General features: G+C 68.4%; 23 protein-coding genes. 22 read left to right on the top strand and 1 reads right to left on the bottom strand.

The window, feature by feature from the left end; all coding sequences use genetic code 11:
* The first annotated feature begins 228 nt into the window (after nt 1–228).
* From FFS08_RS23835 to FFS08_RS11975, 19 genes are all read left to right on the top strand, one after another.
* Nucleotides 229–714, top strand: a complete 486-nt coding sequence (locus FFS08_RS23835; RefSeq protein WP_137861237.1) for a division/cell wall cluster transcriptional repressor MraZ — start codon at nt 229–231, stop codon at nt 712–714.
* Nucleotides 711–1,664 (top strand): 16S rRNA (cytosine(1402)-N(4))-methyltransferase RsmH, encoded by a 954-nt coding sequence (gene rsmH / locus FFS08_RS12060; protein WP_137861236.1) that lies wholly within the window; start codon nt 711–713, stop codon nt 1,662–1,664. Before FFS08_RS23835 ends, rsmH begins: the two co-directional genes overlap by 4 nt.
* Before the next feature lies 1 nt (nt 1,665).
* Nucleotides 1,666–2,250, top strand: coding sequence for a hypothetical protein (locus FFS08_RS12055; protein ID WP_249340961.1), 585 nt, complete (start codon nt 1,666–1,668; stop codon nt 2,248–2,250).
* The gene (locus tag FFS08_RS12050; RefSeq protein ID WP_137861235.1) at nt 2,247–3,962 is read left to right on the top strand and encodes a peptidoglycan D,D-transpeptidase FtsI family protein; all 1,716 of its coding nucleotides are present in this window, start codon (nt 2,247–2,249) and stop codon (nt 3,960–3,962) included. Before FFS08_RS12055 ends, FFS08_RS12050 begins: the two co-directional genes overlap by 4 nt.
* Entirely contained in the window at nt 3,959–5,374 is a 1,416-nt protein-coding gene (locus tag FFS08_RS12045; RefSeq protein ID WP_137861234.1) for a UDP-N-acetylmuramoyl-L-alanyl-D-glutamate--2,6-diaminopimelate ligase, read from the top strand. The genes FFS08_RS12050 and FFS08_RS12045 overlap by 4 nt, the downstream gene beginning before the upstream one ends.
* A 52-nt stretch (nt 5,375–5,426) precedes the next feature.
* Nucleotides 5,427–6,800: a UDP-N-acetylmuramoyl-tripeptide--D-alanyl-D-alanine ligase gene (locus FFS08_RS12040; RefSeq protein WP_137861233.1), complete on the top strand. Its 1,374-nt coding sequence runs from the start codon at nt 5,427–5,429 to the stop codon at nt 6,798–6,800.
* Nucleotides 6,800–7,870, top strand: a complete 1,071-nt coding sequence (gene mraY / locus FFS08_RS12035) for a phospho-N-acetylmuramoyl-pentapeptide-transferase (RefSeq protein ID WP_137861232.1) — start codon at nt 6,800–6,802, stop codon at nt 7,868–7,870. Before FFS08_RS12040 ends, mraY begins: the two co-directional genes overlap by 1 nt.
* Nucleotides 7,867–9,156, top strand: a complete 1,290-nt coding sequence (gene murD / locus FFS08_RS12030; RefSeq protein ID WP_137861231.1) for a UDP-N-acetylmuramoyl-L-alanine--D-glutamate ligase — start codon at nt 7,867–7,869, stop codon at nt 9,154–9,156. Before mraY ends, murD begins: the two co-directional genes overlap by 4 nt.
* Nucleotides 9,153–10,385 carry an FtsW/RodA/SpoVE family cell cycle protein gene (locus tag FFS08_RS12025; protein WP_249340960.1) on the top strand — a complete coding sequence of 411 codons (1,233 nt, stop codon included), beginning with the start codon at nt 9,153–9,155 and terminating at the stop codon, nt 10,383–10,385. The genes murD and FFS08_RS12025 overlap by 4 nt, the downstream gene beginning before the upstream one ends.
* Complete coding sequence (gene murG / locus FFS08_RS12020) at nt 10,382–11,533, top strand: undecaprenyldiphospho-muramoylpentapeptide beta-N-acetylglucosaminyltransferase (RefSeq protein WP_137861230.1); 1,152 nt, start codon at nt 10,382–10,384, stop codon at nt 11,531–11,533. Before FFS08_RS12025 ends, murG begins: the two co-directional genes overlap by 4 nt.
* 13 nt (nt 11,534–11,546) lie before the next feature.
* Complete coding sequence (gene murC / locus FFS08_RS12015) at nt 11,547–12,953, top strand: UDP-N-acetylmuramate--L-alanine ligase (protein WP_137861229.1); 1,407 nt, start codon at nt 11,547–11,549, stop codon at nt 12,951–12,953.
* Entirely contained in the window at nt 12,950–13,144 is a 195-nt protein-coding gene (locus tag FFS08_RS12010) for a hypothetical protein (protein ID WP_137861228.1), read from the top strand. The genes murC and FFS08_RS12010 overlap by 4 nt, the downstream gene beginning before the upstream one ends.
* Complete coding sequence (gene murB / locus FFS08_RS12005; protein ID WP_171012579.1) at nt 13,117–14,121, top strand: UDP-N-acetylmuramate dehydrogenase; 1,005 nt, start codon at nt 13,117–13,119, stop codon at nt 14,119–14,121. The genes FFS08_RS12010 and murB overlap by 28 nt, the downstream gene beginning before the upstream one ends.
* Nucleotides 14,122–14,125: 4 nt before the next feature.
* Nucleotides 14,126–15,067, top strand: a complete 942-nt coding sequence (locus FFS08_RS12000; protein ID WP_249340959.1) for a D-alanine--D-alanine ligase — start codon at nt 14,126–14,128, stop codon at nt 15,065–15,067.
* Nucleotides 15,064–15,957, top strand: a complete 894-nt coding sequence (locus FFS08_RS11995; RefSeq protein ID WP_137861226.1) for a cell division protein FtsQ/DivIB — start codon at nt 15,064–15,066, stop codon at nt 15,955–15,957. The genes FFS08_RS12000 and FFS08_RS11995 overlap by 4 nt, the downstream gene beginning before the upstream one ends.
* A gap of 80 nt (nt 15,958–16,037) precedes the next feature.
* Nucleotides 16,038–17,297, top strand: a complete 1,260-nt coding sequence (gene ftsA / locus FFS08_RS11990) for a cell division protein FtsA (protein ID WP_137861225.1) — start codon at nt 16,038–16,040, stop codon at nt 17,295–17,297.
* Nucleotides 17,298–17,410: 113 nt separating this feature from the next.
* A complete protein-coding gene (ftsZ, locus tag FFS08_RS11985; RefSeq protein ID WP_137861224.1) occupies nt 17,411–18,934 on the top strand; it encodes a cell division protein FtsZ in 1,524 nt (507 codons plus the stop codon).
* A gap of 90 nt (nt 18,935–19,024) precedes the next feature.
* A complete protein-coding gene (locus FFS08_RS11980; RefSeq protein WP_137861223.1) occupies nt 19,025–20,914 on the top strand; it encodes an SPOR domain-containing protein in 1,890 nt (629 codons plus the stop codon).
* A gap of 73 nt (nt 20,915–20,987) precedes the next feature.
* Nucleotides 20,988–22,154: a deoxyguanosinetriphosphate triphosphohydrolase gene (locus FFS08_RS11975; RefSeq protein ID WP_137861222.1), complete on the top strand. Its 1,167-nt coding sequence runs from the start codon at nt 20,988–20,990 to the stop codon at nt 22,152–22,154.
* Nucleotides 22,155–22,209: 55 nt separating this feature from the next.
* On the opposite strand, the gene FFS08_RS11970 is transcribed toward FFS08_RS11975, so the two are convergent.
* A complete protein-coding gene (locus tag FFS08_RS11970) occupies nt 22,210–22,485 on the bottom strand; it encodes a hypothetical protein (protein ID WP_137861221.1) in 276 nt (91 codons plus the stop codon).
* Between the two features lie 224 nt (nt 22,486–22,709).
* On the opposite strand from FFS08_RS11970, the gene FFS08_RS11965 reads away from it, so the two are divergent.
* From FFS08_RS11965 to FFS08_RS11955, 3 genes are all read left to right on the top strand, one after another.
* Entirely contained in the window at nt 22,710–24,272 is a 1,563-nt protein-coding gene (locus FFS08_RS11965) for a DUF1800 domain-containing protein (RefSeq protein ID WP_137861220.1), read from the top strand.
* A 5-nt stretch (nt 24,273–24,277) separates the two neighbouring features.
* Entirely contained in the window at nt 24,278–25,435 is a 1,158-nt protein-coding gene (locus FFS08_RS11960) for a DUF1501 domain-containing protein (protein ID WP_137861219.1), read from the top strand.
* A 92-nt stretch (nt 25,436–25,527) separates the two neighbouring features.
* Nucleotides 25,528–26,262: a GDSL-type esterase/lipase family protein gene (locus FFS08_RS11955; RefSeq protein WP_137861218.1), complete on the top strand. Its 735-nt coding sequence runs from the start codon at nt 25,528–25,530 to the stop codon at nt 26,260–26,262.
* The last annotated feature ends 108 nt before the right edge of the window (nt 26,263–26,370 follow it).

Raw genomic sequence — 26,370 nt, 5'->3', positions numbered from 1 at the left:
CAAACAAAGAACAAAAGCAGATTCTAAGTAAAACATCGTTGAAAATTGGCACTTGGTGGGGCAAATTCCCGCTCAATCCCCAATTCTCCCGTTGTATCCCCGGGCGCTTGTTGGTAAAACGAGATGCTTAAAGGGGGCACACCCTTTTCCACCGTCATTTGAAGCGCCGGGCCCGGCCGTGGGGGCTGATTCCGGAGACGGGGAGGCTGTGCCCATTGGGGTATTGGCGTGGCGGACAGGGAGCTCTTCGAGGGATTTGCGCTCCAGGCGGTGGACCAGAAGGGCCGCGTCGCCATCCCCGCCGACCTGCGCAACGCCGCCGAGCGCAATTCCGACATCCGCCAGATCGTCGTGGGCCTGCATCCTCACGACCCCTGCCTGTCGGCGCACGACCTGTCCTGGTCCAAGGAGAAGTACGAGCGCATCGACCGCAAGGAACAGCAGGCTGCCGATCGAGGAGAAGAGGCCGACTACAAGGCCAAGCGCCGCGCCTTCGGCCAGGTCGAGAAGGCCCCTTACGACGATAGCGGCCGCTTCGTGATCCCGCCCTTCTTCCGCATGAAGGCGGGCATCCAGAAATGGGCGCTGTTCTACGGCAGCGGCGAGACCTTCGACATCTGGGCGCCGGAGCGCCTGATGGGCGATCCCGACGCGGACCCCGCGCTGCGCGAGATCTGCGAATATCTGTGTCAGGCCAAGGGAGTGAAGCTGTGAGCTCCCCGACCCAGCCGCATATCCCCGTGCTGCTCGACGAAGTGGTCGACGGCCTCGCCCCTGTGCCCGGCGAGCGCCATGTCGACTGCACGTTCGGTGCGGGCGGCTACACCAACGCCATCCTCGAGCGGGGTGCCGAGGTGGCCGCCTTCGATCGCGACCCCCGTGCGATCGAAGGCGGCCAAACCCTCATCTCCCATGCGGATGGCCGGCTGATCCTGATCGAAGCGCCGTTCAGCCAGCTGGAGAGCGAGCTCGAGCGCCGCGGCCTGGTGCCCGTCGACGGCGTTACGATGGACATTGGCGTCTCGTCGATGCAGCTCGACCAGGCCGAGCGCGGCTTCTCCTTCCAGCAGGAAGGGCCGCTCGACATGCGCATGGCCGGCGAGGGGATGACGGCGGCGGAGTGGCTGAACTCGGCTGATGAGGGCGAGATCGCCGACGTGCTGTATCAATATGGCGAGGAGCCGCGCTCGCGCCGGGTGGCGAGCGCGATCGTGCGCGCGCGTCCGCTGGTGACCACCACCGATCTCGCCAATGTCGTCCGCAAGGCGCTGGGCCACAAGCCGCACGACAAGAAGGACCCTTCGACCCGCACCTTCCAGGCGGTGCGCATCTTCATCAATCGCGAGCTGGACGAGCTGGCGGAAGGCCTGGCCGCGGCTGAACGCGTGCTCAAGCCCGGCGGCCGGCTGGCGGTGGTGACTTTCCACAGCCTGGAGGATCGCCTGGTGAAGCGCTTCCTGCGCGAGCGCAGCGGCAGCGAGCCTGCCGGCTCGCGCCACCGCCCGGCGGTCGGCCCGCGCGCCGAGCCCAGTTTCGAACCTCCCGCCAAGGCCGTCCGGCCGGGCGATGACGAGGTTGCCCGTAATCCGCGTGCCCGTTCGGCGACGCTGCGCGTGGCGCGGCGGACCGCGGCGGCGCCGTGGCCCAGTGAAGGAGTAGCGTGAGATGGCGGTTCAGAGCTTCAAGGGACTGGGGTGGCTCCTCTGCGCCGTTGTGGTGGCGCCGGCCTGCTACATGGTCAATTCGCACGGCGCGGCCGAACAGGCCAAGCTGGGCGCGATGAAGGGCGCGATCCTCCAGGCGCAGAAGGACATTCGCGGACTGGAGACCGAGTTCCAGACGCGCGCCAACCTGGCGCAGATCGAGCGTTGGAACGGCGACGTCCTCGCGCTTGCCGCGCCGGCGCCCGGCCAGTATCTGGCGAGCGAGACGGCGCTGGCCAGCCTCGACCAGCCCGCGCAGATCCAGAATGCCTCGCTGATCGTTCCGGCCGGCGCGCCTGCGGCCCAGCCCGTCGCAGCAGTGGCGACGGCGGCCGCATCTCCGGTGCAGGCGGCCCCGTCGCCGCAGCCCAGGCCCGCTCCGGCGGCCGCGGGCAAGAGCGTGGCGCAGCAGGACAGGGAACTTCACGAGCTCATGAAGAAGGCGGACAGGCGCGCGGTGGCGATGGTGGACAAGGGCGTGCTCAGCACTTCGACCATCGATGACCTGAAGAAGCTGGCGCAGCGCGAGAAGCTGGCGCTCCGTTGATCGTCGTCGTCGCCCCGCCGGCCCGCAAGGGCCGAACGGGCGATGCCCGTCAGGCGCTTGTCGCCACCGCCCAGGTGCGGTTGATGATCCTGTCGATCCTGTTTGGATTCGGCATGCTCGTGGTGATCGGCAAGCTGGCGCTGCTCGCGCTCTGGGCGGAGCCGGCCACCGCGCGCGACATCGCCACCACGCTGGTGCCCCCGCGCGGCGACATCACCGATCGGCGGGGCGCGCCGCTTGCCCGCTCGATCGATTCCTGGACGATCGCCATCCATCCCAACCAGGTGATCGGCGACAAGGCCGAGCTGGCGCGCCGGCTGGCCGAGCTGATTCCCGACCAAAGTGCCGAACGTTATTTCGCATTGCTCAAATCGGGTGGCAGCTTCGCCTATCTGAAGCGCCGGGCCATGCCGGAACTGGTGGCGGCGGTGAATGCGCTCGGCCAGCCGGCGATCGAGTTCCAGCGCGAGAACGACCGGCTCTATCCGCAATCGACGCTCGCCGCGCACGTGCTCGGCTATATCGATAGCACCGGCCATGGCCGCTACGGCATGGAGCGGGTGCTCGACGCGCAGCTCTCCGATCCCGCTCGTCGCGGCGAGCCGGTGGCGCTCTCGCTTGACCTGAGGGTGCAGGCGGCGCTGGAGAACGAGCTGGGCACGGCGATGACGCAGCTCCAGGCGCGCGGCGCCGCGGGCGTGATCCTCGACGTGCATACGGGCGAAGTGATCGCGATGACGTCGCTCCCCGCCTTCAATCCCAATGCGATCGCCGGGCCGCCGCCGCGCAACAATGTGACGCAGAGCGTCTACGAGCTGGGGTCGACCTTCAAGCCGATCGCAGTGGCGGCAGCGATCGACACCGGCACGATCACGTCGATGTCGCGCCGTTTCGACGCGACCGTGCCGCTGCAGGTGGGCCGCTTCAAGATCCATGACGATCCGGGCGACGAGCAGTTCCGCTGGCTCAACATCCCGGAAACGCTGGTCTATTCCTCCAATATTGCCACTGCGCGCATCGCCGATGAACTGGGCGCGGAGAAGATGCAGGAGATATTCCGTCGCTTCGGCTTCGACCGGAAGCCCGAGATCGAGCTCGATGCCAGCGCCAAGCCGCTCTGGCCGTCGAGCTGGGGGCGGATCACGGTGATGACCACCGCCTATGGCCATGGCATCGCAGTGACGCCGCTGCACCTCGCCACTGCCTATGCCGCGATGGTGAATGGCGGAATCCTGCGCCCGGTGACGCTGCGCAAGGTCGATCCCGCGCATCCGCCGGAAGGCAAGCGCGTGCTCCAGCAGGCGACGAGCGACCGGATGCGCCAGCTGCTCCGGCTGATCGTGCTCAAGGGCACCGGCCGCAAGGGCGAGGCGCCCGGCTTCCGTATCGCCGGCAAGACCGGCACGGCGGAAGCGGCAAGCGAAGGTGGTTACGACAAGCATCGCAACGTTTCGACCTTCGCGGCGGCTTTCCCCATCGACGCACCGCGCTATGTGATGATCGCCATGCTCGATTCGCCCAAAGCCAACCCCTCGATCGGCGTCTATCGCACGACTGCCGCCTGGACGGTGGCGCCGGTGGTCGCGCGGGTGGTGAGCCGCACCGGCTCGCTGCTCGGCGTGGCGCCCGACGCCAATCGCGATATCGACGAGCGCGAGCTGCTGCCGCTGATCTGGGCGGGGCCGGACGCCGACAAGAAGGATGCCGAATGAAACTGGGCGCGCTGACGGAAGGCGGGGGGGACGCCGTCGTCACCGGATTTGCCATCGACCATCGCAAGGTGGCGCCCGGCACCATATTCGGCGCGTTCGAAGGCGCGCGCTTCAACGGCGAGGATTTCATCCCCGATGCGGTGAAGGCCGGTGCCGTCGCCATCGTCGCGCGGCCCGAGGCCAGGGTCGAGGGCGCGGTCCACATCGCCGATCCGAACCCGCGGGAGAAGTTCGCGCGGCTGGCGGCACGGTTCTTCGCGCCTTTCCCCGCGACTGCGGTGGCGGTGACGGGAACCAACGGCAAGACCTCCACGGTGGAGATGACTCGCCAGCTGTGGCGGATGCGGGGCTTCCACGCGGCCTCGATCGGCACGCTCGGCGTAACCACCGCCGACGACACGGTGAGCACCGGGCTCACCACGCCCGACATCGTCACTTTCCTGTCCAACGTCGCGGGGCTGGCGCGCGAGGGCGTGAGCCATGTCGCGTTCGAGGCGTCGTCGCATGGTCTCTCGCAATATCGCACCGAGGGTCTGCCGGTGCGCGCGGCGGCGTTCACCAATCTCAGCCGCGACCATCTCGACTATCATGGCGACATGGCCACGTATTTCCATGCCAAGCTGCGCCTGTTCGCCGATGTGCTCGATCCGGACGGCACGGCAGTGGTATGGGCGGACGATCCGCACAGCCCGCGGGTCGAGGAACTGGCGCGGATGCGCGGCAATCGGCTCGTCACCGTCGGGGAACATGGCGAGACGCTGAAGCTGGTCGCGCGCGATCCGACCCTGCTCGGCCAGGGCCTGACGATCGAGGCCGGGGGCGAGACCTATCGCGTGAACCTGCCGCTGATCGGCGCGTACCAGGCCGCCAATGCGCTGGTCGCGGCCGGGCTGGTGATCGCGACCGGCGGCGATGTCGTCCAGACGCTCGGCGATCTCAGCCGGTTGCAGCCGGTGCGCGGGCGCCTGGAGCGTGCGGTGATCACCCGGCGGGGGGCGCCGGTCTATGTCGACTATGCCCATACGCCCGACGCGCTCGAGGCGGCGATCGCGGCGCTCAAGCCGCATACCGGGGGGCGGCTGATCATCGTGTTCGGCGCGGGCGGCGACCGCGACACCGGCAAGCGCGCGCCGATGGGGCAGGCGGCGGCCGCCGGCGCGGACGTGGTGATCGTCACCGACGACAATCCGCGTTCCGAGGATCCGGCGGCGATCCGCGCGCAGGTGCTCGAAGGCGCGCCGGAGGCGATCGAGATCGGCGGCCGGCGCGAAGCGATCAGGGCGGCGATCGACATGGCGGGGAGCGAGGACATCGTGCTCGTTGCCGGCAAGGGGCACGAGCAGGGTCAGATCGTCGGCGACATGGTGCTGCCCTTCGACGACGTGGCCGTGGCGCGGGAGTGCGCGGCGTGAGCAATATGGGTGATGCCAGGTGCGCCCTTCCGCGAGCGGCGGGGGCGCGGTGATGCGGCTCTGGACATCCCAGGAGATCGCCGAGGCGACCGGCGGCACCGCTTCGGGCGCGTTCGAGGCCACGGGCGTGGCGTTCGACTCCCGCGAAGTGGGGCAGGGGGATCTGTTCCTCGCGCTCAAGGGAGAGACCACCGACGGGCATCGCTTCCTCGACCAGACCTTCGCGCAGGGCGCGGCGGGAGCGATCGTTTCCGAACCGACACCGCATCCGCATGTGCTGGTGGCGGATACCGCTGCGGCGCTCGACGCGCTGGGCGTGGCGGCGCGCGCGCGGATGCCGGGCAAGGTGATCGGAGTCACCGGCTCGGCCGGCAAGACCGGTACCAAGGAAGCGCTGTTCGCAGCGCTCGACCGCAATGCGCCCGGCGAGGCGCACCGCTCGGTCAAGAGCTACAACAACCATACCGGGGTGCCGCTCAGCCTGGCGCGCATGCCGCGCGCGACGCGCTACGGCGTGTTCGAGATGGGCATGAACCATGCCGGCGAGCTGGCGGCGCTCACGCGGCTGGTGCGTCCGCATGTCGCCATCGTCACCACCATCGCGGCGGCGCATCTGGGCTTCTTCGCGAGCGAGGAAGCGATCGCCGACGCCAAGGGCGAGATTTTCCAGGGGCTGGAGCCGGGCGGCACGGCGATCATCCCCTTCGACAGCCGCCACCGCGACCGGCTGGTCGAAGCTGCCAGGCCCCATGCGGCGAGGATCGTCACTTTCGGCCTGGAGGAAGGTGCCGACTATCGCGCGGTCGAGACGATGCGGACCCGCACCGGCGCCACCTTCGTCACGGCGCGGTTCGGCCAGCGCGAGCTGAGCTTCACCTTGTCGCAGCCGGGCACACACTGGGTGTCGAACGCGATGGCGATCCTCGCGGCGGTCGATGCGGTGGGCGGCGATCTCGAGCTGGCGGGCCTCGCGCTTGCGGAGCTGGGCGGGCTGGCGGGCCGCGGCGCCCGGCTCGTGGTGCCGGCGGGAAGCGGCGAGGCGCTGGTGATTGACGAAAGCTACAACGCCAATCCCGCTTCGATGCGGGCGACGCTGGAGGTTCTCGCGCACGAGAAGGGCCGCAAGCTGGCCGTGCTGGGTGAAATGCGCGAGCTCGGCGTGCATTCGGCGGCTTTCCACGCCGAGCTTTCGGGCCCGATCGAGGCCGCGGGCGTCGATTATGCCATTCTCGTCGGCGAAGCGATGATTCCGCTGGCAGAGGCGCTTGAGGGGCGCGTCGATTTCGTCCATGTGCCCGACGCGGCGACTGCGCTGGGCAGGCTCGATGACATGCTCCAGGCGGGAGACGCGGTTCTCATAAAAGGGTCGAACGGCGTGCGGCTTGGGTCGGTGGTCGCGGCATTGGCGGAAAGGGCACCTGCCTGATGTTGTACTGGATTGCGGATCTGCTGGGCTTCCCCGGCGTCTTCAACCTCTTCCGCTACCTTTCCTTCCGCACCGGCGGGGCGGTGGCGACGGCGCTGCTGCTCGGCCTGGTGATCGGGCCCCGGTTCATCGGCTGGCTGCGCGTCCGCCAGGGCAAGGGGCAGCCGATCCGCGACGACGGGCCCCAGAGCCACCTCGCCAAGCGCGGCACGCCGACGATGGGCGGGCTAATGATCCTGACCAGCCTGATGCTGTCGCTGCTGCTGTGGATGGACCTGCGCAATCCCTATGTCTGGGCGTGCATGTTTGTCACTTTCGGCTTCGGGATGATCGGCTTCCTCGACGATTACGACAAGGTGCGGAAGCAGAAGACTGCTGGCGTGTCGGGCAGGGTGCGGCTGCTGGGCGAGTTCCTGATCGCGGGCATCGCCGCCTGGATCATCTGCTCGCAGAACGGCACCCAGCTCTATGTGCCCTTCTTCAGCTGGATCCATCCGGACATCGGCTGGTTCTACATCGCCTTCGCCGCCTTCGTGATCGTGGCGTTCGGCAATGCAGTGAACCTCACCGACGGGCTCGACGGCCTCGCCACCATGCCGGTGGTGATCGCCAGCATGGCGTTCATGCTGATCGCCTATCTGGCCGGCAACAAGATCTACGCGATCTATCTGGGCATCCCGCACGTGCCCGGCGCGGGCGACCTGGCGATCTTCTGCGGCGCGATGGTGGGGGCGGGGCTGGCCTTCCTGTGGTTCAATGCGCCGCCGGCGGCGGTGTTCATGGGCGATACCGGCAGCCTGGCGCTGGGCGGCGCGCTCGGCACGATTGCCGTCACCACGCACCATGAGCTGGTGCTCGGCATCATCGGCGGCCTGTTCGTGATGGAGGCGCTGAGCGTCATCATCCAGGTGTTCTTCTTCAAGCGCACCGGCAAGCGCATCTTCAAGATGGCGCCGATCCATCATCATTTCGAGCAGCTCGGCTGGTCGGAGCCGACGGTCGTGATCCGCTTCTGGATCGTCGCCTTCGTGCTGGCGCTGGCGGGCCTCGCGACGCTCAAGCTTCGGTGATCACGAGCACCACTTGGCGCGGCAAACGCTATGCGGTGCTTGGGCTGGCGCGTTCGGGTATCGCAACCGTGCGCGCACTGATCGCCGGTGGGGCGGAAGTCACGGCTTGGGACACGCGCGAGGAAGCGCGTGCCGTATTCGGTGGTCTTGCAGCGGTCGATCTCGAAACTCTCGACTTCGATGGATTTGACGGGTTTGTCGTCTCTCCCGGTGTGCCTCTCAACAAGCATCCGCTCGCCGCCAAGGCACGGAACGCAGGCGTGCCGATCATCGGCGACATCGAGCTGTTCGCCGAGGCGCGCGCGGAAATGCCCCCGCACCGCGTCGTCGGCATCACCGGCACCAACGGCAAGTCGACCACCACCGCGCTGATCCACCATATCCTCGAGACCGCCGGCATACCCGCCCGGCTCGGCGGCAATATCGGGCTGCCGATCCTGGGGCAGGACCCGCTGCCCGAGGGCGGCGTCTATGTGCTGGAGCTCAGCAGCTATCAGATCGACCTGACCCACAGCCTCGACTGCGACGTCGCGGTGCTGCTCAACATCACGCCCGACCATCTCGACCGGTATGACGGCTTCGAGGCCTATGCCGCTTCCAAGGCGCGGTTGTTCGCGATGCAGTCCAGGAGGCACGCCGCGATCATCGGCATCGGCGACGAGCCATCGGCGGCGATCGCGCGCGAAGTCGCGGCGTCGGGCCGTGGTGAGGACCTGACCAGGATCGCGCCGGGCGCCTGCCTGGACCAGTCGCGCTGGCCGGCGCTGCAAGGGCCGCACAACGCGCAGAACGCGCTCGCCGCGATAGCCGCGTGCCGGGCGCTCGGCATCGACCGCGAAGCGATCGACCGGGGGCTGGAGAGCTTCCCCGGCCTGCCGCACCGCATGGAGCGGGTGAAGACCCGGAACGGCGTGCTGTTCGTCAACGACAGCAAGGCTACCAACGCAGATTCCACCGCGCCGGCGCTCTCCGCCTATCCGAGGATCCACTGGATCCTGGGCGGTAAGGCCAAGACCGACGACCTCGATGCCTGCCGCCCCGGCTTTCCGCATGTCGTGAAGGCCTATACGATCGGCGACGCCGGCGAGATGTTCGCCAGGCTGCTCGAAGGCGAGATGCCGGTCGAGCGATCGGGCACGCTGGACGTCGCGGTGAAGAGCGCCGCCGCCCATGCCCAGCCGGGCGACGTGGTGCTGCTCTCCCCGGCCTGCGCATCGTTCGACCAGTTCAGGGATTACGAAGCCCGGGGCCAGGCCTTCCGCGACGCGGTGGAGGCGCTGGGATGAACGAAACCGTCGAAGTGCCGGAAGCTGGAAGCGAGGTTCGCCGTCGCGTCCAGCAACAGCTCGGCCGTGCGAGCAAGACGCGCGCGGGCATGTGGTTCTGGGAAGTCGATCGCGTGCTGCTCACGCTGGCGCTGCTGCTGATCGCGATCGGACTGGTCGCGGTCGCCGCGGCGTCGCCCGCCACGGCGCGCCGCTATTCCGACGCCACGCACATCATGGCGCCGATGTATTATTTCTGGCGTCAGCTGATCTGGGTATGCATCAGCGTGCCGGTATTGATCGCGGTCTCGATGCTGCCGGTCACGCTGGCGCGGCGGCTGGCGCTGATCGGGGCGGGGATCTTCCTCGTCTGCCTCGCCCTGGTGCCCGTGATCGGCCACGAGGTGAACGGCGCCAAGCGCTGGATCGGGGTGGGGCTGGCCGAGTTCCAGCCGTCCGAGTTCCTGAAGCCGCTCTTCATCGTCTCCACCGCCTGGATGCTCAGCTTCCGCGCCAAGGATCCGCAGCTGCCCGTGCTGTTCGTCACCGGCGCGCTCACCGCGCTGATCGGCGTGCTGCTGATGCTCCAGCCCGATTTCGGCCAGACGATCGTGTTCGGCAGCGTCTGGATCATCCTGCTGATGATCTCGGGCATCTCGCCGGCGGCGATCGCCGGGCTGTTCGGCACTGCCGTGGCGGGCGTGATCGCGGCCTATCTGTTCTACGGCACCGCCCGTACCCGTATCGACAATTTCCTGTTCCCCACCAAGGACGCCGCGCTCGCCGAGCGCTACCAGGTGGAGATGGCGCACAATACGCTCACCGCCGGCGGGCTGCTCGGGCGCGGGCCGGGCAACGGGATGATGAAGTTCAAGCTGCCCGAGGGCCATACCGACTATATCTTCTCGGTCATCGGCGAGGAGTTCGGGCTGATTGCCTGTGCGGTGATCGTGTCCCTCTATCTCGCCATCGTGATCCGCGTCCTGATGAAGCTGCTCGACGAGGAAGACGCCTTCCGCCTGCTCGCCGCTGCCGGTCTGGCGGCGCAGTTCGGCGTGCAGTCGCTGATCAACATGGCGGTGAACACCGGCATCGCCCCGTCCAAGGGCATGACGCTGCCCTTCATTTCCTATGGCGGGTCGTCGATGATCGCATTGGCGATCGGCTATGGGTTGCTGCTCGCCTTCACGCGCCGAAACCCGTATCTGAAGCGCTCGCCCTATACCGGCCGCTGGAGCACCAACGCATGACTCAGTCCCGAAGCTATGTCCTCGCAGCCGGCGGCACCGGCGGGCACATGGTGCCCGCGGCCGCGCTGGCGGCGGAGCTGGCCGAGCGGGGCCATCACGTCGCGCTGGTGAGCGACGATCGCGGCGTGCGCTTCCCGGGGCTGTTCGAGGGTGTCGAGACGCATGTGCTGCCGGCCGGCCGGCTGGGCGGAGGTCCGCTCGGCTATCTGCGCGCCGCCAGCAAGATCATGGCCGGCCGCTCGATGGCGCTGCGGCTCTACAAGGAAATCCAGCCCGCAGCGGTGATCGGCTTCGGCGGCTATCCGGCGCTGCCCGCGCTGCTGGCCGCGTTCCGCGCGGGCGTGCCGACCGTAATCCACGAGCAGAATGCCGTGCTCGGCCGCGTCAACCGCTTCGTCGCGGGCCGCGTCGATGCGATCGCCACTTCCTATGATCAGGTCGACCGGTTGAAGCCGGGCTGGCAGGCCAAGGCCCATCTCGTCGGCAATCCGGTGCGCGAAGCCGTGCTGAACCTGCGCGACCGTCCCTATCCGCTGCTCGAGGAGGACGGCATCTTCCGCGTGCTCGTCACCGGCGGCAGCCAGGGCGCGACCGTGCTGAGCCAGGTGGTGCCCGACGGGCTGGCCTTGCTCCCGGTGCATTTCCGCCGCCGCCTGCAGGTGACGCACCAGGCACGCGTCGAGGATATCGAGACCGTGCGGGCGAAATACCAGAACCATGGCATCCCGGCCGATGTCTCCACCTATATCACCGACATGCCGGAGGCGCTGGCCTGGGCGCATATCGTGATCGCGCGTGCCGGCGCTTCCACGATCGCCGAGCTGACCGCGGCGGGCCGCCCGGCGATCCTCGTGCCGTTGCCGACGGCCACCGACGACCATCAGACGGCGAATGCGCGCGAGATCACGGCGGCGGGTGGCGCGCGCACGATCCAGCAGCGTGCCTTCACCGCGGCGGAGCTCGCCAAGCAGATCCAGAAGCTCGGGCTCGACACGGTCGGGCTTGAGAATGCAGCGGCGCGGGCGCGCAGCGTGGGCCGTCCCAACGCCACGCGCGACCTTGCCGATCTCGTCGAATCCATCGATGCGCCCGAGGCTCCGATCAAGGGCCAGCGCATCGCAATGCAGGGAAGGCCCGCTTTCGCATGAGTGAGTTTGGCGCATGAAGGGCGTCGCAACCGATATCGGTACCATCCATTTCGTCGGCATCGGCGGCATCGGCATGTCCGGCATTGCCGAGGTGATGCACAATCTCGGCTATTCGGTGCAGGGTTCGGACGTGGCCGAGGGCTATGTCGTGCAAGGGCTGCGCAGCCGGGGCATCCCGGTGACGATCGGCCATGATGCGGAGAATCTGGGCGACGCCGCGGTGGTGGTGGTCTCCACCGCGATCGTGCGCACCAATCCCGAGGTCGAGGCGGCCTATCAGCGCCGTATCCCCGTGGTGCGCCGGGCGGAGATGCTCGCCGAGCTGATGCGGCTCAAGTCCACCGTCGCGGTCGCGGGCACGCACGGCAAGACGACGACGACCTCGATGGTCGCGGCCCTGCTTGACGCGGGCGGGGTGGACCCGACCGTGATCAACGGCGGCATCATCAACCAATATGGCTCGAACGCGCGGCTGGGCGACAGCGAGTGGATGGTGGTCGAGGCCGATGAGAGCGACGGCAGCTTCCTGCGGCTCGACGGCACCTATGCCATCGTCACCAACATCGACCCCGAGCATCTCGACCATTATGGCTCGTTCGACGCAGTGAAGGACGCGTTCGTCGAGTTCGTCGAGAACGTGCCCTTCTACGGCGCGGCGCTGCTGTGTCTCGATCATCCCGAAGTGCAGGCGATTATCCCGCGCGTGCGCGATCGCCGGATCGTGACATACGGCTTCGCGGCTTCGGCAGACGTGCGCGGCGTCAATGTCGTGCCGCATCATGGCGGCAACCGCTTCGAGGCGATCATCCGCCACCGCGACGGCACCACCCGTTCGATCGAAGGCATCGAGCTGCCGATGCCGGGCCGCCACAATGTCCAGAACGCGCTCGCCGCGATTGGCGTGGCGCTGGAGCTCGGCATTCCCGACGCGACGATCCAGCAGGGCTTCGCCAAGTTCGGCGGGGTCAAGCGGCGCTTCACCAAGGTGGGCGAGATCGGCGGGACCACGATCATCGACGATTACGGCCACCATCCGGTCGAGATCCGCGCGGTGCTGGCCGCGGCGCGCGAGAGCGCGGAGGGCAGGGTGATCGCAGTGGTCCAGCCGCACCGCTTCACGCGCCTGAAGAACCTGATGGACGAGTTCGCCCAGGCCTTCAACGATGCCGACATGGTCTATGTCACGCCGGTCTATGCGGCGGGCGAGCTGCCGCTGGAGGGCGTCAGTTCGGAAGCGCTGGTGGAGAATGTACAGCGGCGCGGGCATCGTGCGGTCGCCGCGATCGAGAGCGAGGATATGCTGGCGCGCACGCTCGCCGGCGTGATCCAGCCCCGGGACATGGTGATCTGCCTGGGTGCGGGCGACATCACGAAATGGGCCGCGAACCTGGCCGGCGCGATCGAGGAGGCGCGGGCGTGAAGGACTGGCTGACCCTGGGTGTCGAGATGCAGCGCGACCTGCTCAAGGCGCAACAGGCGCAGATGGATGCCGCGCGGAAGATGCTCGATGCCGGGCGCGACGTGATGAAGCTCCAGCAGGCCGGGCAGAAGGCCGCCGAGGCCAATCTCGCCATCTGGAAGCAATGGTCCGGCATGTGGGGCTGGAAGTGAGCGCACCCTGCACCGCGCTGCCTCCGCTGCGCGGCACGATCGAGCATCGCGGCAGCCTGGCCGACTTCATCTGGTTCCGCACCGGCGGCCCGGCCGAATGGCTGGTTCGCCCTGACGATGTACAGAGCCTCGCGGCGTTCCTGGCGGGGCTCGATCCCGATGTGCCGGTGCTGCCGGTGGGCGTCGGCTCGAACCTGATCGTGCGCGACGGCGGCGTGCCGGGCGTGGTCGTGCGGCTGCCCAAGGCGATGGCGAAAGTGACCGTCGAGCCCGGCACCAGGGAAGGTTCCTGGCGCGTGCGCGCGGGTGGCGCGGCGATGGGGATCACCGTGGCGAGCGCAGCGCGCGACGCCGGCATCGCCGGCCTGGAGTTCCTGCGCGGGATTCCGGGCACGGTGGGCGGCGCGGTGCGGATGAACGCGGGCGCCTATGGTCGCGACACCAGCGATATTCTGGTCGAAGTCACGCTGGTGACTCGAAACGGGACGGTTCAGACCTGGCCGGCGGCGAAACTGGGCTACACCTATCGCCACTCCGAGCTGCCGGCGGGCGCCGTGGTGGTGGAGGCGCTGTTCGAGGGCACCCCCGGCGACAAGGCGGCGATTGGCGCCGAGATGGACCGGATCGCGGCGGAACGCGAAGCTTCCCAGCCACTTAGGTCGCGCACCGGCGGCTCGACCTTCAAGAATCCGCAAGGCCATAGTGCCTGGGCGCTGGTCGATGCGGCCGGTTGTCGCGGACTTCGTCGCGGCGACGCGCAGGTCAGCGAAAAACACTGCAATTTCCTGCTAAATCTGGGCAATGCTTCCGCAGCCGACATCGAAGCGCTGGGCGAGGAAGTCCGCGCCCGGGTGCAGGCGCAGTCGGGGGTCGAGCTGGAATGGGAAATCCAGCGCGTGGGCCTGTATGCCGACGGCGCGGACGAAGAAACCAAGCGCGACGGCATGGCTGCCGACGACGCTGACAAGAACGCATAGGGGTTTGCAAGTGAAGGCGTTGCACGTCGCGGTTCTGATGGGTGGCTGGTCGGCCGAGCGCGAAGTCTCGCTGATGTCCGGCGCGGGCATCGCGGAGGCGCTGGAGAGCCTGGGCCACAAGGTGACGCGCATCGACATGGATCGCGACGTTGCCCTGAAGATCGCCGAAGCACGGCCGGACGTCGTGTTCAACGCGCTGCACGGCACCCCCGGCGAGGACGGCACCGTGCAGGGCATGCTCGACCTGATGGGCGTGCGCTACACGCATTCGGGACTGGTCACTTCGGTGATCGCGATCGACAAGCAGCTGACCAAGCAGGCGCTGGTGCCGCACGGCATCCCGATGCCGGGCGGGCGGATGGTGAAGACGGAGGAGCTGCACCGCGCCGATCCGCTGCCGCGACCTTATGTCCTGAAGCCGGTCAACGAAGGCTCGTCGGTGGGCGTGGCGATCGTCACCCAGGAAGGCAATTACGGCAACCCGATCTCCGCCGACGCGATGGGTCCGTGGCAGGAATTCGACGAGCTGCTCGCCGAGCCCTTCATCCGCGGCCGCGAACTGACCACGGCAGTGCTGGGCGACGAGGCGCTGGGGGTGACGGAATTGAAGCCCAAGAGCGGCTTCTACGATTACGACGCCAAATATACCGACGGGCTGACCGAGCATGTCTGCCCGGCCGAGATCCCCGACGACATCGCCGATGCCTGTCGGCGCATCGCGCTCGAGGCGCACAGGCTGCTCGGCTGCAAGGGCACGTCGCGCTCGGACTTCCGCTGGGACGACAGCCAGGGCGTCGAGGGGCTGTTCCTGCTCGAAGTGAACACCCAGCCGGGCATGACGCCGCTGAGCCTGGTGCCCGAGCAGGCGAGGCATCTCGGCATCTCCTATCCGCAGCTGTGCCAGCGCATCGTCGACGAGGCGATGGGCGAGGCCTGTACGGGATGAGCCGCGCACCCGCCAGGCGGACGGCCACCCGTCGCGGCGCGAAGCCGGCACAGAAGCGCAAGCAGGTCGCACGCAAGAAGCAGCCCGGGCTGATGGACCAGGCGCTCGCCGCGCTGCCGTTCAGCCAGGCGACGCTGACTCGCATCGCCACCTGGGGCATCGTGGGCATGTTCTCGATCGGACTGATCACGGTCGCGACCTGGTTCGGCGTGCCGCAGGCCGTCGGCACCGGCGCCGCCCAGGCAGTGGGCGAGGCGGGGCTGCGCGTCGACACGATCCAGATCAACGGGCTCAAGCGGATGAACCGCATGACCGTGTACCAGCAGGTGCTCGACCAGAATGCGCGGGCCATGCCGCTGGTGAACCTCGCCGATGTGCGCGCCCGGCTGCTTGCCTATCCCTGGATCAAGGATGCGCGCGTCTCGCGCCGTCTGCCCGACAAGCTGCTGATCGACATCGTCGAGCGCGAGCCCGCGGCGATCTGGCAGAACCATGGCCAGCTGATGCTGATCGATCCCGCAGGCGTGCCGCTGGAGCCGGTCTCGCGCGAGGCGATGCCCGACCTGCCGCTGCTGGTCGGCGACGGCGCCAATGCGCAGGAGCCGGCGCGCCGCGACCTGATGGACAGCGCGCCGGCGCTCAAGCCGCTCGTCCGCGCGGCGACCTGGGTGGGCAACCGGCGCTGGGACATCATCTTCGACACCGGCGAGAAGCTGCAGCTGCCCGAGGGCGAGAAGGAGGCGCGGGACGCGCTGAAGACCTTTGCCGAGAAGGACGGGGCATATCGTCTGCTCGGCCGCGGCAATCTGGGGTTCGACATGCGCGATCCCGACAATCTGGTCGTCCGCCGGCCGGCCGCGATCGGCGTGCCGGCAGCGACGGGATTATGATGAACACCCTAGTTGCCATCCGGGGAAAATACTGATTCATAAGCTGAATCGGGAGTTGGCGTTTTTGGAATGAGGGGCAAATGGCGAAGGCTGCACCGGAAGGACTGATCACGGCGCTGGACGTGGGCTCGTCCAAGGTCTCGGCGCTGATCGCGCAGAAGGCGGACGATGGCTCGCTGGTGGTGCTCGGCACCGGCCAGCGCGAGAGCCGCGGCGTCAAGCGCGGCTATGTCGCCGACATGCACGCGACCGAACTGGCGATCCGCGAGGCCGTCGAACAGGCGGAGCGCATCGCCGGGCAGAACATCGAGGACGTCTGGGTCAGCTTTTCCGCGGGCGGGCTGATCTCGGACATCGTGCGGCTGGAATCCGATCTGGGCGGCCACCGCATCGAGCAGAACGACATCGACGAGCTGCTCCGTGCCGGCCGCGACGCGATCGATCCGCAGGGCAAGATGGTGCTCCATGCCCAGCCGACCCGCTATACGGTGGACGGGCTCGCCGGCGTGCGCCGTCCGCTGGGGCTGCATGCCGAGCGGCTGGGCGTCGACATCCATGTCGTCGCCACCGACGGGGCGCCGGTGCGCAACCTCGATCACTGTGTCCGCTCGGCACATCTGGAGGTGCGCTCGATCATCGCCGCGCCGGTCGCCACCGGGCTGGCCTGCCTCACCGACGAAGAGCGCGAGCTGGGCGTCGCGCTGGTCGAGATCGGCGCGGGCGTGACCAACGTCTCGGTCTTCTCGCAGGGCGTGCTCTCGGGCCTCGCCTCGATTCCGATGGGCTCGGCCGACATCACCGACGACATCGCCTCCTCCTTCGGCACCGCGCGCGCCTGGGCGGAGCGTACCAAATGCTTCCACGGATCGGCGAACCTCTCTCCGCGCGACAATCACGAGATGATCGACGTGGTGCCGGCGATCCCGGACGACGGCGCGGAAGGGCCGCGCATTACCAAGGCGCAGCTCAACGCGATCATCCGCAAGCGGCTGGAGCGGCTGATGGGGGAAATCCAGAAGGAGTTGAAGAAGCTCTCGTTCGAGGATCCCGCCGGCCGCCAGATCGTCCTGACCGGCGGCGGTGCCGAGCTGAAGGGCGTGGCGGACTATGCGCAGCAGTTCCTCGGCAGCGCGGTGCGCGTCGGCCGGCCCAAGGGGCTGATGGCGCTGCCCGAGGCGCATGCGGGACCCGCCTTCGCCACCTTGGCGGGGCTGGCGCGCTTCGCCGCCGCCAATCCGATCGACCTGCGCGCGCTCGAACCGAACCACCAGATGGTGACCAGAACCAACCCCGGAGCCCTGATCCAGCGGCTGATCGCGGCATTCCGGGCAAATTATTAGAAGAAATGCGTTGGTAACTTCGCGTTCCCTCTAGAGTCGCTCTCCGCGTTCGTGCAGAACGGGGCCAGATTACGCGCCTGTGACAGCCACCCGGGCGCAGGGAGACCAAGGCGATGAGTATCGATTTCCTTCCGCCCGATGTGGACGAGCTGACTCCGAAGATCACCGTCGTCGGTGTGGGCGGCGCGGGCGGCAACGCGATCGCGAACATGATCCGCGCCGACGTGCAGGGCGTCGACTTCATCGTCGCCAACACCGATGCGCAGGCGCTCAAGCAGTCGAGCGCGGGCCATCGCATCCAGCTGGGCACCAAGATCACCCAGGGTCTGGGCGCGGGTTCGCGGCCCGAGATCGGCCGCGCCGCCGCCGAGGAGACGATCGACAACGTCCAGAAGGCGCTCGAGGGCGCGCACATGGTGTTCATCGCCGCCGGCATGGGCGGCGGCACCGGCACCGGTGCGGCGCCCGTCATCGCCAAGGCGGCGCGCGACATGGGCATCCTGACGGTGGGCGTGGTCACGCGGCCGTTTGCCTTCGAGGGCAAGCGCCGTGCTGCCTCGGCCGAAGCGGGCATCAACGAGCTGCAGAAGTACGTCGATACCCTGATCGTCATTCCGAACCAGAATCTGTTCCTGATCGCCAATGCGAACACGACCTTCAAGGAAGCGTTCGAGATGGCCGACGAGGTGCTGCAGCAGGGCGTGCGCGGCATCACCGACCTGATGGTCATGCCGGGTCTCATCAACCTCGACTTCGCCGACGTCCGTTCGGTGATGCAGGAGATGGGCAAGGCGATGATGGGCACCGGCGAGGCCGAGGGCGACGACCGCGCGCTCATCGCCGCGCAGAAGGCGATCGCCAATCCGCTGCTGGACGGCGTGTCGATGAACGGCGCCAAGGGCGTGATCGTCTCGATCACCGGCGGCGAGGACATGCGCCTGCTCGAAGTCGACGAAGCCGCGAATCATATCCGCGAGCTGGTCGATCCCGACGCGAACATCATCTGGGGTTCGGCCTTCAATCCGGAGCTCGAGGGCAAGATCCGCGTCTCGGTCGTCGCGACCGGCATCGATGCCGATGCGCAGCCAATGGCCGCGCCGCGCGCCGCCGAGCAGCCGCGCGTCTTCTCCTTCTCCACGCCGCGCCGTACCACGGCCGCCGAGCCGGCTCCCGTTGCGGTCGAGCCGGTGGCGGAGGAAGCTCCGCTCGAGCCGCCGGTACCCGAGGTGCATGCGCCGGAAGTGGCGGCCGAACCGGCACCGCTCTCGCCGCCCATTCCCCAGGCCTATGAGCCCGAACCGCAGCCGGTCGCGCCCGTGCAGGCGAGCTGGGTCGATGATGGCAAGGACGGCGACGAGGACGAGCTGGTGCTTGGCGCCGAGAGCCTGGTGCCCGAAGCTCCGCGGGTTCCCATCGACGAACCGGCATCGGCGCCGACCACGCGCCGCCGCTGGCTGACCGGCGGCGACGAAGAGGAAGCCGCGCCCTCGATTCCGGCCGAGAAGCCGGCGAAGAAGAGTGGCGGTACGCTGTTCGAGCGTATGGCCATGGCTTCGCGCGGTGCATCCAAGTCGGACGACGACGACAAGGATCCGCTCGACATTCCGCGCTTCCTGCGCAGCCAGAACAACCAATAGGCCATTCGTCGCCGGCCGGCCTCGCTTCGGCGAGCCGAGCCGGCGCCGTAATCGGCGGTTCAGCGCAACAAGGCGCAGGCTGGCGGGGACATGGACCGGATTCGTTTCATCGGTGCCGCGGCACTTGCGCTGGCCGTCGCGCAGGCTGGACCGGCCTATGCTCAGACCGAGGTCGTCGCCCAGCCCAATCCCGATGCGGACCGGCTGGCCAATGACATCCGCATGCTCGCCAGCGATCCGCGCGACCTGCGCACGTTGCTCGATGCGGGGATGACCAGCGCGCGCCTGGGCGATACGTCCGCGGCGCTCGCCTTCTTCCAGCGCGCCGAGACGCTCAGCCCCGCTGATCCGCGCATTTCCGCGGGCCGCGCCATGGTGCTGGTGCGACTGGAACGGCCCGGCGAGGCGCTGCACCTGTTCCAGGCGGCGGAAGCGCGCGGGCTCGATCCTCGCGAATATGCCGCCGATCGCGGCTTTGCCTATGATCTGCTCGGCCAGCCGGCCCTTGCCCAGCGCGACTATAAGCTGGCGCTGTCGCGTGACCATGACGATGCCGAAACGCTCCGCCGCTATGCGCTTTCGCTCGGCATCACCGGCGACAAGGACGAGGCGATGCGCACGCTCGATCCGCTGCTTCGCCGCAGCGATCGCGCGGCCTGGCGCGCACGGGCCTTCATCCTGGCGATGAACGGCGACACGGCGGGGGCGGAGAAGATCGCGTCCAGCATGATGCCGGGCACGATGGGGCAGGCGCTCTCGCCGTTCTTCCGTCGCCTCGCCGGCCTGGGGCCGGCCGACCGCGCCTTCGCGGTGCATTTCGGTGAGCTCTCGCCCACCCAGGCGCGGCTTGCCGATGCGCGGACGGCACCGGAGCTGCCGCGCTACGTGCCCGCGGTGCGGCCGGTGCAATTGGCGGCCGCCCAGCCGGCGCCGGCTGCAGCGCCGGAACCGAAGGCCAGGGATCGCCGCTCGCGCCGGGACCGTGAGCGCGACGAGAAACTCGCGGCCATCGCCGTGGCGCGTCCGGCTGCGGCGCCGGTGCCGCAGCCTGCTCCCGACGACAGTCTTCCGCCGCCTCCGCGCTTCGTGGCGCCGCCCACGCCGATCGTGCAGCCGATCCCGGCGCCGAAGCGCGAGGAGGAGCCGGCGGAAGCAGCGGAGCGTCCGGCGCCGGTGCGTCCGGCACCTTCGCCTGCACCGGTGCGCCTCGCTTCCGTTCCGGCACCCGCACCCGCCGCTCCCGCGCGCGTGGAGCCGGCGCCGACGCCAGCTCCGCCTCCGGCGCCTGTCACGCTCGCGCGCGCCGAGCCGGTGGTGCAGCCGGTGCGCCCGGCGCCGAAACCCGAGCCGACTCCCCCGGGACCGGCCAAGATAGGGCAGGAAGACTCGGTGCTCGCCGCGATCGTCGGCGGCATCACGATCCCCGCCGACGAACTCGCCGCCGTCACGGCAACGCCGACCGAGCCGGTGGAAGCACCGGCCGCCGAGCCGGTACGCGTCGCGGAAGCCAAACCCGTCGCGCCGCTCAAGCCGAAACCGGAGGCCGTCGCGGCCAGGCCGAAGCCCGATCCGGTCGCGATCAAGCCGGATCCGAAGAAACCGGGCCCGAAAGACAAGACGGCGCCCGAGGACTCCAGGAAGGGCAAGCTGGATCCCAAGGCGGCCGCGAAGAAGCCTGAGCCCAAGAAGCCGGATCCGGCCAAGACCGATCCCAGCCGCATCTGGGTGCAGGTGGCGGGCGGTGCCAATGAGGATTCGCTCGCCAAGGCCTGGAAGGGCGTAGTCGCGAAGGCGCCGGCAGCGATGAAGGGCAGGAGCGCGTGGACGACGCCGCTGCGCGCCACCAACCGCGTGCTCGCCGGTCCGTTCAAGACCGGCGCAGAGGCCCAGGCCTTTGTGAACACGCTGGGCAAGGCTGGCATATCCGGCTTCGTCTTCACCAGCGAGGCCGGGCAGAAAGTGACCAAGCTGGCGCCGTAGCCGCGCCTCTTCGCGCCGGGGGCGGACGAGTTCGGCTTCGACAATCCGCTCGGCGCGCGTTAGGAGCCGGCGCGTGAAAGCGATTTCCTCCTGGGCGTCCACTCCCGAAGCCAGCCGCGGCCGCCTCCATCCCGAGCCCGGCGGCACTGCACGGGGGCCGCGCGATGCCTTTCAGCGGGATCGCGACCGGATCATCCATTCGATCAGCTTCCGGCGGCTGCGCCACAAGACCCAGGTGTTCATGGCGCCCGATGGCGACCATTTCCGCGTGCGGCTTACCCATAGCCTGGAAGTCGCGCAGATCGGCCGCGCGATCGCGCGCACGCTGGGGCTCAACGAGGACCTGACCGAAGCGCTCTGCCTGGCGCACGACATCGGCCATCCGCCCTTTGGCCATGCCGGCGAGAAGGCGCTGGGCGCGGCGCTGGCCGGGCAGGGCGGGTTCGACCATAACGGCAATACGCTGCGCACCCTCACTGCCATCGAGCGCCCCTATCCGGCCTGGGACGGGCTGAACCTGACCTGGGACACGCTGGAGGGCCTGGCCAAGCACAATGGCCCGATCGACCATCCCGAATGGGCGCTGGCCGAAGCGGATGCGGCATTCCCGCTGGAGCTGGCGAGCTGGCCCTCGCTGGAGGCGCAGGTCGCGGCGATCGCCGACGATATCGCCTATGACAATCACGACATCGACGACGGGCTGCGTGCCGGGCTGCTCCAGCTCGACCAGCTCTTCGAAGTGCCGATGATCGCGGCGGGCTGGCGCGAAGTGGCGGCGAAGTTCCCCGGCTGCGAGCGCCGCCGCCTGATCAGCGAACTGATCCGTGCCCAGATCGGCGCGATGGTCAACGATCTCATCGGCGCGACGCGCGCCCGGATCGCCGCGAGCGGCGTGGAGACGGTGGCGGATGTCCGCGCGGCGGGCCATGTGCTCGCGCATTTCTCGGACGGGATGCGCGAGGCCGAACGCGGCCTCAAGCGCTTCATGTACGCCAATCTATATCATCATCCGAGCCAGCTCGCCGCGGCGGAAGCGGCGGCCACCGTGGTGGCGGGGCTGTTCCAGGTCTATCGCGCCGATCCCTCGCTGATGCCCGCGCAATGGACGGAGGCACTGCCCGTCGAAGAGCCCGCGCGCAGCCGTCACATCGCCGACTTCATCGCCGGGATGACGGATCGCTACGCCGTCGCCCGCTACAAGGAACTGGTCGGCACGATCGACTTGCCCGAAGGTTTTTGATGGAGGCAAGGGCCGGAGCGTCGCTGCCTCGGCCCTTGCGATGTTCCGGGAAGGCTCAGCGCGCGGCGATTTGCGCCGGGCCCCTTTCCCTGGGCGCGCGGAACGAGACGTGGATATCGTTGACATAGCCGTCGACCCAGCCGTTCTTTACGCTCAGGCGGAATTCGCCGCCCTGGCTGGTACGCCCCGCGAGGATCTGGGCCTTGTTCTTGGCGGTGATCGAATAGGTATAGGTCACGCCTTCATGCGTGAAGCTGCGCTCACCGGCCATCGCCGCCGGGGCTGCAAAGGTGAAGACGGCAGCGGCCGCCGCGAAAGGAAATCTCGACACGATCTTTCTCCTTGATGGATCAGGAGCCAGACCGGCATCCGGTTTATTCTGTTCTTGCGCAGATTATGTTGCGATGCAGCAAGTCCAGCAATCGCAAAGGCGGCGCGCGCCAGTTGCAGCAAATGCACGCGATTGTGTGACGAAGGGGCCATCGAATCGAAGATGTGGCAAACTTCTGCGACACTTTGGGCGTAGCCCGGACAGGCAACGCTCAGGGGAGTCGTATGTCGGACGCCAGTATTGCGCTCAACCGCTTCGGGCTCGGCGCCAGGCCGGGCGAGGATGCCGGGGTCGATCCCCGCAAATGGCTCGCCGGGCAGATTGCGGGTTTCGATCCGCGCCCGCAGATGATCGCGGCACAGGTGCCGAGCACGCTGGTGGCCCGCGATCTCGCCGATTTCTACGAACGTCAGCGGCAGATCCGCCAGGCCGAGGGGCCGCCCAACCAGCGGCCGCAGCCGCCCGCCGGGCCGGCGAAGCCCGCAGGCGCGCAGCCGCCCATGGCGGAAGGCGCCGCGATGCAGGACATGCAATCCGCCGCGCAGCCGATGCAGGCCGGCATGCAACCTGCCGCGAGGCCGCTCTATCAAGGCGAGGATGCGGCGATGGTGGCCCGGCGCGAAGCGCGGCGCCAGCAGCAGCAGCTTTATGTGAGCATGGTTTCCGCCCGCGCACTGAGCGCGATCACTTCTCCCATGCCCTTTGCCGAGCGGCTCGTCCACTTCTGGGCGAACCATTTCGCGGTCTCGGCCGACAAGCTCGAATTGGTCGGGCTGGCGGGCACGATGGAGTTCGAGGCCATCCGCCCGCACGTGATGGGCAGGTTCGGCGACATGCTCAACGCGGTCGAGCGGCACCCGGCTATGCTGCTCTATCTCGACCAGGCGGTGTCGATCGGCCCGAACAGCCCCGCCGGCCAGCTCGCTGCCCGCCGCCAGGCCCGGCAGCGCGCCGGACTCAACGAGAATCTGGCGCGTGAGATCATGGAACTCCACACGCTGGGTGTCCGCAGCGTCTATACCCAGGCGGACGTTACCGAGTTCGCGCGGGCGATGACCGGCTTCACCGTGGCGGGAATCGGTCGCGGCGCCGGCGCGCGCTATGCCGGCACCGCCGATGGCGAGCCCGGCAGCTTCGCCTTCGCCCCAAGGCTGCACGAGCCGGGCGCCCGCACCATCCTGGGCAGGCAATGGGCGCAGGAGGGCGAAGGCCAGGCGGCCGCGGTGCTCAATTACCTCGCCACGCATCCGGCGACCGCGAAACACATTGCGACCAAGCTGGCTCGCCACTTCGCCAATGACGATCCGCCCGCACCGCTGGTCGCGCGGCTGGAAAAGGCGTTCCTCGGCTCGGGCGGCGACCTGCCGACCGTCTATCGCGCGCTGATCGCCTCGCCCGAATGCTGGGCGCCCCAGCCGGCCAAGTTCAAGTCGCCCTGGGAATGGTCGATCTCGGCGATGCGTGCGCTCGGCACGCAGCAGATACAGGGCAATGCCGTCAACGGGCTGCTGGGTCAGCTCGGCCAGCCCACCTGGAAGCCGGGGTCGCCGGCCGGCTGGGACGATGTCGTCGGCGCCTGGGCCGGGCCCGATGCAGTGATGCGGCGCGTGGAGGCCGCCGAGCGCATGGCGCAGCGCGCCCGCGATACGATCGATGCGCGGCAGCGCGCCGCCCAGCTCTTCCCCGGCACGCTGAGCACCGGCACCACCCAGTCGATCGCGCGCGCCGAAAGCCCGGGCCAGGGTCTCGCCCTGATGCTCGTCTCGCCCGAATTCATGCGGAGATAAGCCTGATGACCGCACTTTCCCGTCGCAGCTTCGTCGCCCTCGGCACCTCTGCCGTCTTCGCCTCCACCTTCGGCGCCCGCATGGCCTTTGCCCGCGCGGCGACCGACCGGCGCTTCGTCTTCATCATCCAGCGCGGTGCGGCCGACGGCCTGCACACGGTCGCGCCGGTCGGCGATCCGGCCTATGTCAGCCAGCGCGGCCAGCTCGCCGAAGACTTCGCCTCGGCGCCGAAGCTGGACTCGATGTTCGCGCTCCATCCGTCGATGCGGAACATCTACGGCCTCTACGGTGCGAAACAGGCGCTGTTCCTGCATGCCGTCGCCTCCCCCTATCGTGATCGTTCGCATTTCGACGGGCAGAACGTGCTCGAGACCGGCGGCACTTCGGCGTATCAGCTGAAGGACGGCTGGCTGAACCGGTTGCTCGCGCTGCTCCCCGCCGACGAGAAGGCGATCGCGCTCGCCGCGACGGTGCCGCTGGCGTTGCGCGGCCCTGTGGAAGTCGCGAGCTATGCTCCCTCGTCGCTGCCCGATGCCTCGGACGACCTGCTGATGCGCGTCACTCAGATGTATCAGGGCGATGCCCAACTCCACGGCATCTGGGAGCAGGCGACCGCGACCAGGATGCTCACCAGTGATCTCGCCTCGGACAATGGCCGCAATGCCGCCGCCACCGGCGATCTCGCCGCCAAGATGCTGACGGCCGAGAACGGCTCGCGCATCGCGATGATCGAGACGGGCGGCTGGGACACGCATGCCGGCCAGCGCGGCCGGCTGGCGGGCCAGCTCAACGGGCTCGATCAGATGGTGGGCGCGCTGCAGAAGGGGCTCGGGCCGCTCTGGAGCAACACGGTGGTGCTCGTCGCCACCGAGTTCGGCCGCACGGTGAAGATCAACGGCACGCAGGGAACGGACCATGGCACCGGATCGGTCGCGATGCTGATGGGCGGCGCAGTGAACGGGGGGCGGGTGGTGGCCGACTGGCCGGGCCTTACCGATGCCGCGCTCTACGAGAATCGCGACCTGAAGCCGACCCTTGGTCTCGATGCGGTGATCGGCTCGACGCTCGCCGCGCATTTCGAGCTTAGTCCGGCCGTGACGGCGCGGAAACTGTTCCCGGAGGTGCAGGCAGCCAGGCCGATCCAGGATCTGGTGCGGGCCTGATCGGATCGGCCACCGGAATGGCGTCGCGGGTGCGAACCCGGCCTTAACTTTCCTTCCCTAGCATGCGTGAAGTCGCGTGTTGAGGATTGAGAGTGCCGCTGTCGACCCGATCGCCCGGACCGCTACGCGTCGCGCTCGCCACGCTCGGCAAATGCGCGCTCGCGCTCGCGGTGTTCACGACCATTTTCGGCGGGTGGCAATGGGTCCTCGCGCGCCAGCCCCTCCCGGGCGCGTCGAACCGCGAGGGGGCATGCGTGCTGTGGTTCGTCGGCAGCTCGACGATGAGCCGCTGGTCCTCCCTCCAGGCCGATCTCCAGCCCTGGATCGCGTTGAATCGCGGCATGGGCGGCGCGACCATGGCAGAGATCAACCTCCACATCGCGCACGATCAGGCCAAGCAGGCGCCCCAGGCGATCGTCTATTATGCCGGCGAGAATGATCTCGCCTTCGGCCGTTCGGTGGACGAGACCTTGGCGGACTTGCGCGAGTTCCTTGCCATCAAGTCGCGCCTGTTCGGCCAGACGCCGGTATTCGTCATCTCGCTGAAGCCCAGCCCCACGCGCTGGGACCGGCGCGACCAGCAGGATCAGTACAACATGGCCGCGCGGGCGATCGCCAAGCAGCGCCCGGACGTGGCCTATGTCGACATCGTGCCGCTGCTGATCGAGGGGGGGCGGCCTGGCCCGTTCTACAATGAGGATGGCCTGCATCTGAACGGCGAGGGCTATCGGCGCTGGACGGCGGCATTGCGCCGTGCACTGGACGAAAGCTTGCCGCGGAACGTCCTGCAACGATGTAATCCGGAAGCCCTGCACTACCGGTCATGAGTTGTTGCCCGGACGTGGAAGGTTATGCCGGTATTTACGCCGTTTCGGTGCCGCAAGGAACGGCTGATTAAGCAATTTAATCTAGATCAACTTCCCTTCAACTGCGGC

This window comes from Sphingomonas sp. 1F27F7B (genome assembly GCF_005503355.1).
Lineage (GTDB): Bacteria > Pseudomonadota > Alphaproteobacteria > Sphingomonadales > Sphingomonadaceae > Sphingomonas.
The sequence above is the reverse complement of the archived record's forward strand: the minus strand, read 5'-3'. Positions and strand labels throughout refer to the sequence as shown.

What these genes read in the sequence shown, in the direction of transcription:
- murG (WP_137861230.1), top strand. Translation starts at nt 10,382, where the DNA reads ATGACTCAGTCCCGAAGCTATGTCCTCGCAGCCGGCGGCACCGGCGGG.
- ftsA (WP_137861225.1), top strand. Translation starts at nt 16,038, where the DNA reads ATGGCGAAGGCTGCACCGGAAGGACTGATCACGGCGCTGGACGTGGGC.
- FFS08_RS12025 (WP_249340960.1), top strand. Translation starts at nt 9,153, where the DNA reads ATGAACGAAACCGTCGAAGTGCCGGAAGCTGGAAGCGAGGTTCGCCGT.
- murB (WP_171012579.1), top strand. Translation starts at nt 13,117, where the DNA reads ATGGTCCGGCATGTGGGGCTGGAAGTGAGCGCACCCTGCACCGCGCTG.
- ftsZ (WP_137861224.1), top strand. Translation starts at nt 17,411, where the DNA reads ATGAGTATCGATTTCCTTCCGCCCGATGTGGACGAGCTGACTCCGAAG.
- FFS08_RS12045 (WP_137861234.1), top strand. Translation starts at nt 3,959, where the DNA reads ATGAAACTGGGCGCGCTGACGGAAGGCGGGGGGGACGCCGTCGTCACC.
- FFS08_RS12040 (WP_137861233.1), top strand. Translation starts at nt 5,427, where the DNA reads ATGCGGCTCTGGACATCCCAGGAGATCGCCGAGGCGACCGGCGGCACC.
- FFS08_RS11960 (WP_137861219.1), top strand. Translation starts at nt 24,278, where the DNA reads ATGACCGCACTTTCCCGTCGCAGCTTCGTCGCCCTCGGCACCTCTGCC.
- FFS08_RS11995 (WP_137861226.1), top strand. Translation starts at nt 15,064, where the DNA reads ATGAGCCGCGCACCCGCCAGGCGGACGGCCACCCGTCGCGGCGCGAAG.
- FFS08_RS12055 (WP_249340961.1), top strand. Translation starts at nt 1,666, where the DNA reads ATGGCGGTTCAGAGCTTCAAGGGACTGGGGTGGCTCCTCTGCGCCGTT.
- mraY (WP_137861232.1), top strand. Translation starts at nt 6,800, where the DNA reads ATGTTGTACTGGATTGCGGATCTGCTGGGCTTCCCCGGCGTCTTCAAC.
- FFS08_RS11965 (WP_137861220.1), top strand. Translation starts at nt 22,710, where the DNA reads ATGTCGGACGCCAGTATTGCGCTCAACCGCTTCGGGCTCGGCGCCAGG.
- murC (WP_137861229.1), top strand. Translation starts at nt 11,547, where the DNA reads ATGAAGGGCGTCGCAACCGATATCGGTACCATCCATTTCGTCGGCATC.
- FFS08_RS11980 (WP_137861223.1), top strand. Translation starts at nt 19,025, where the DNA reads ATGGACCGGATTCGTTTCATCGGTGCCGCGGCACTTGCGCTGGCCGTC.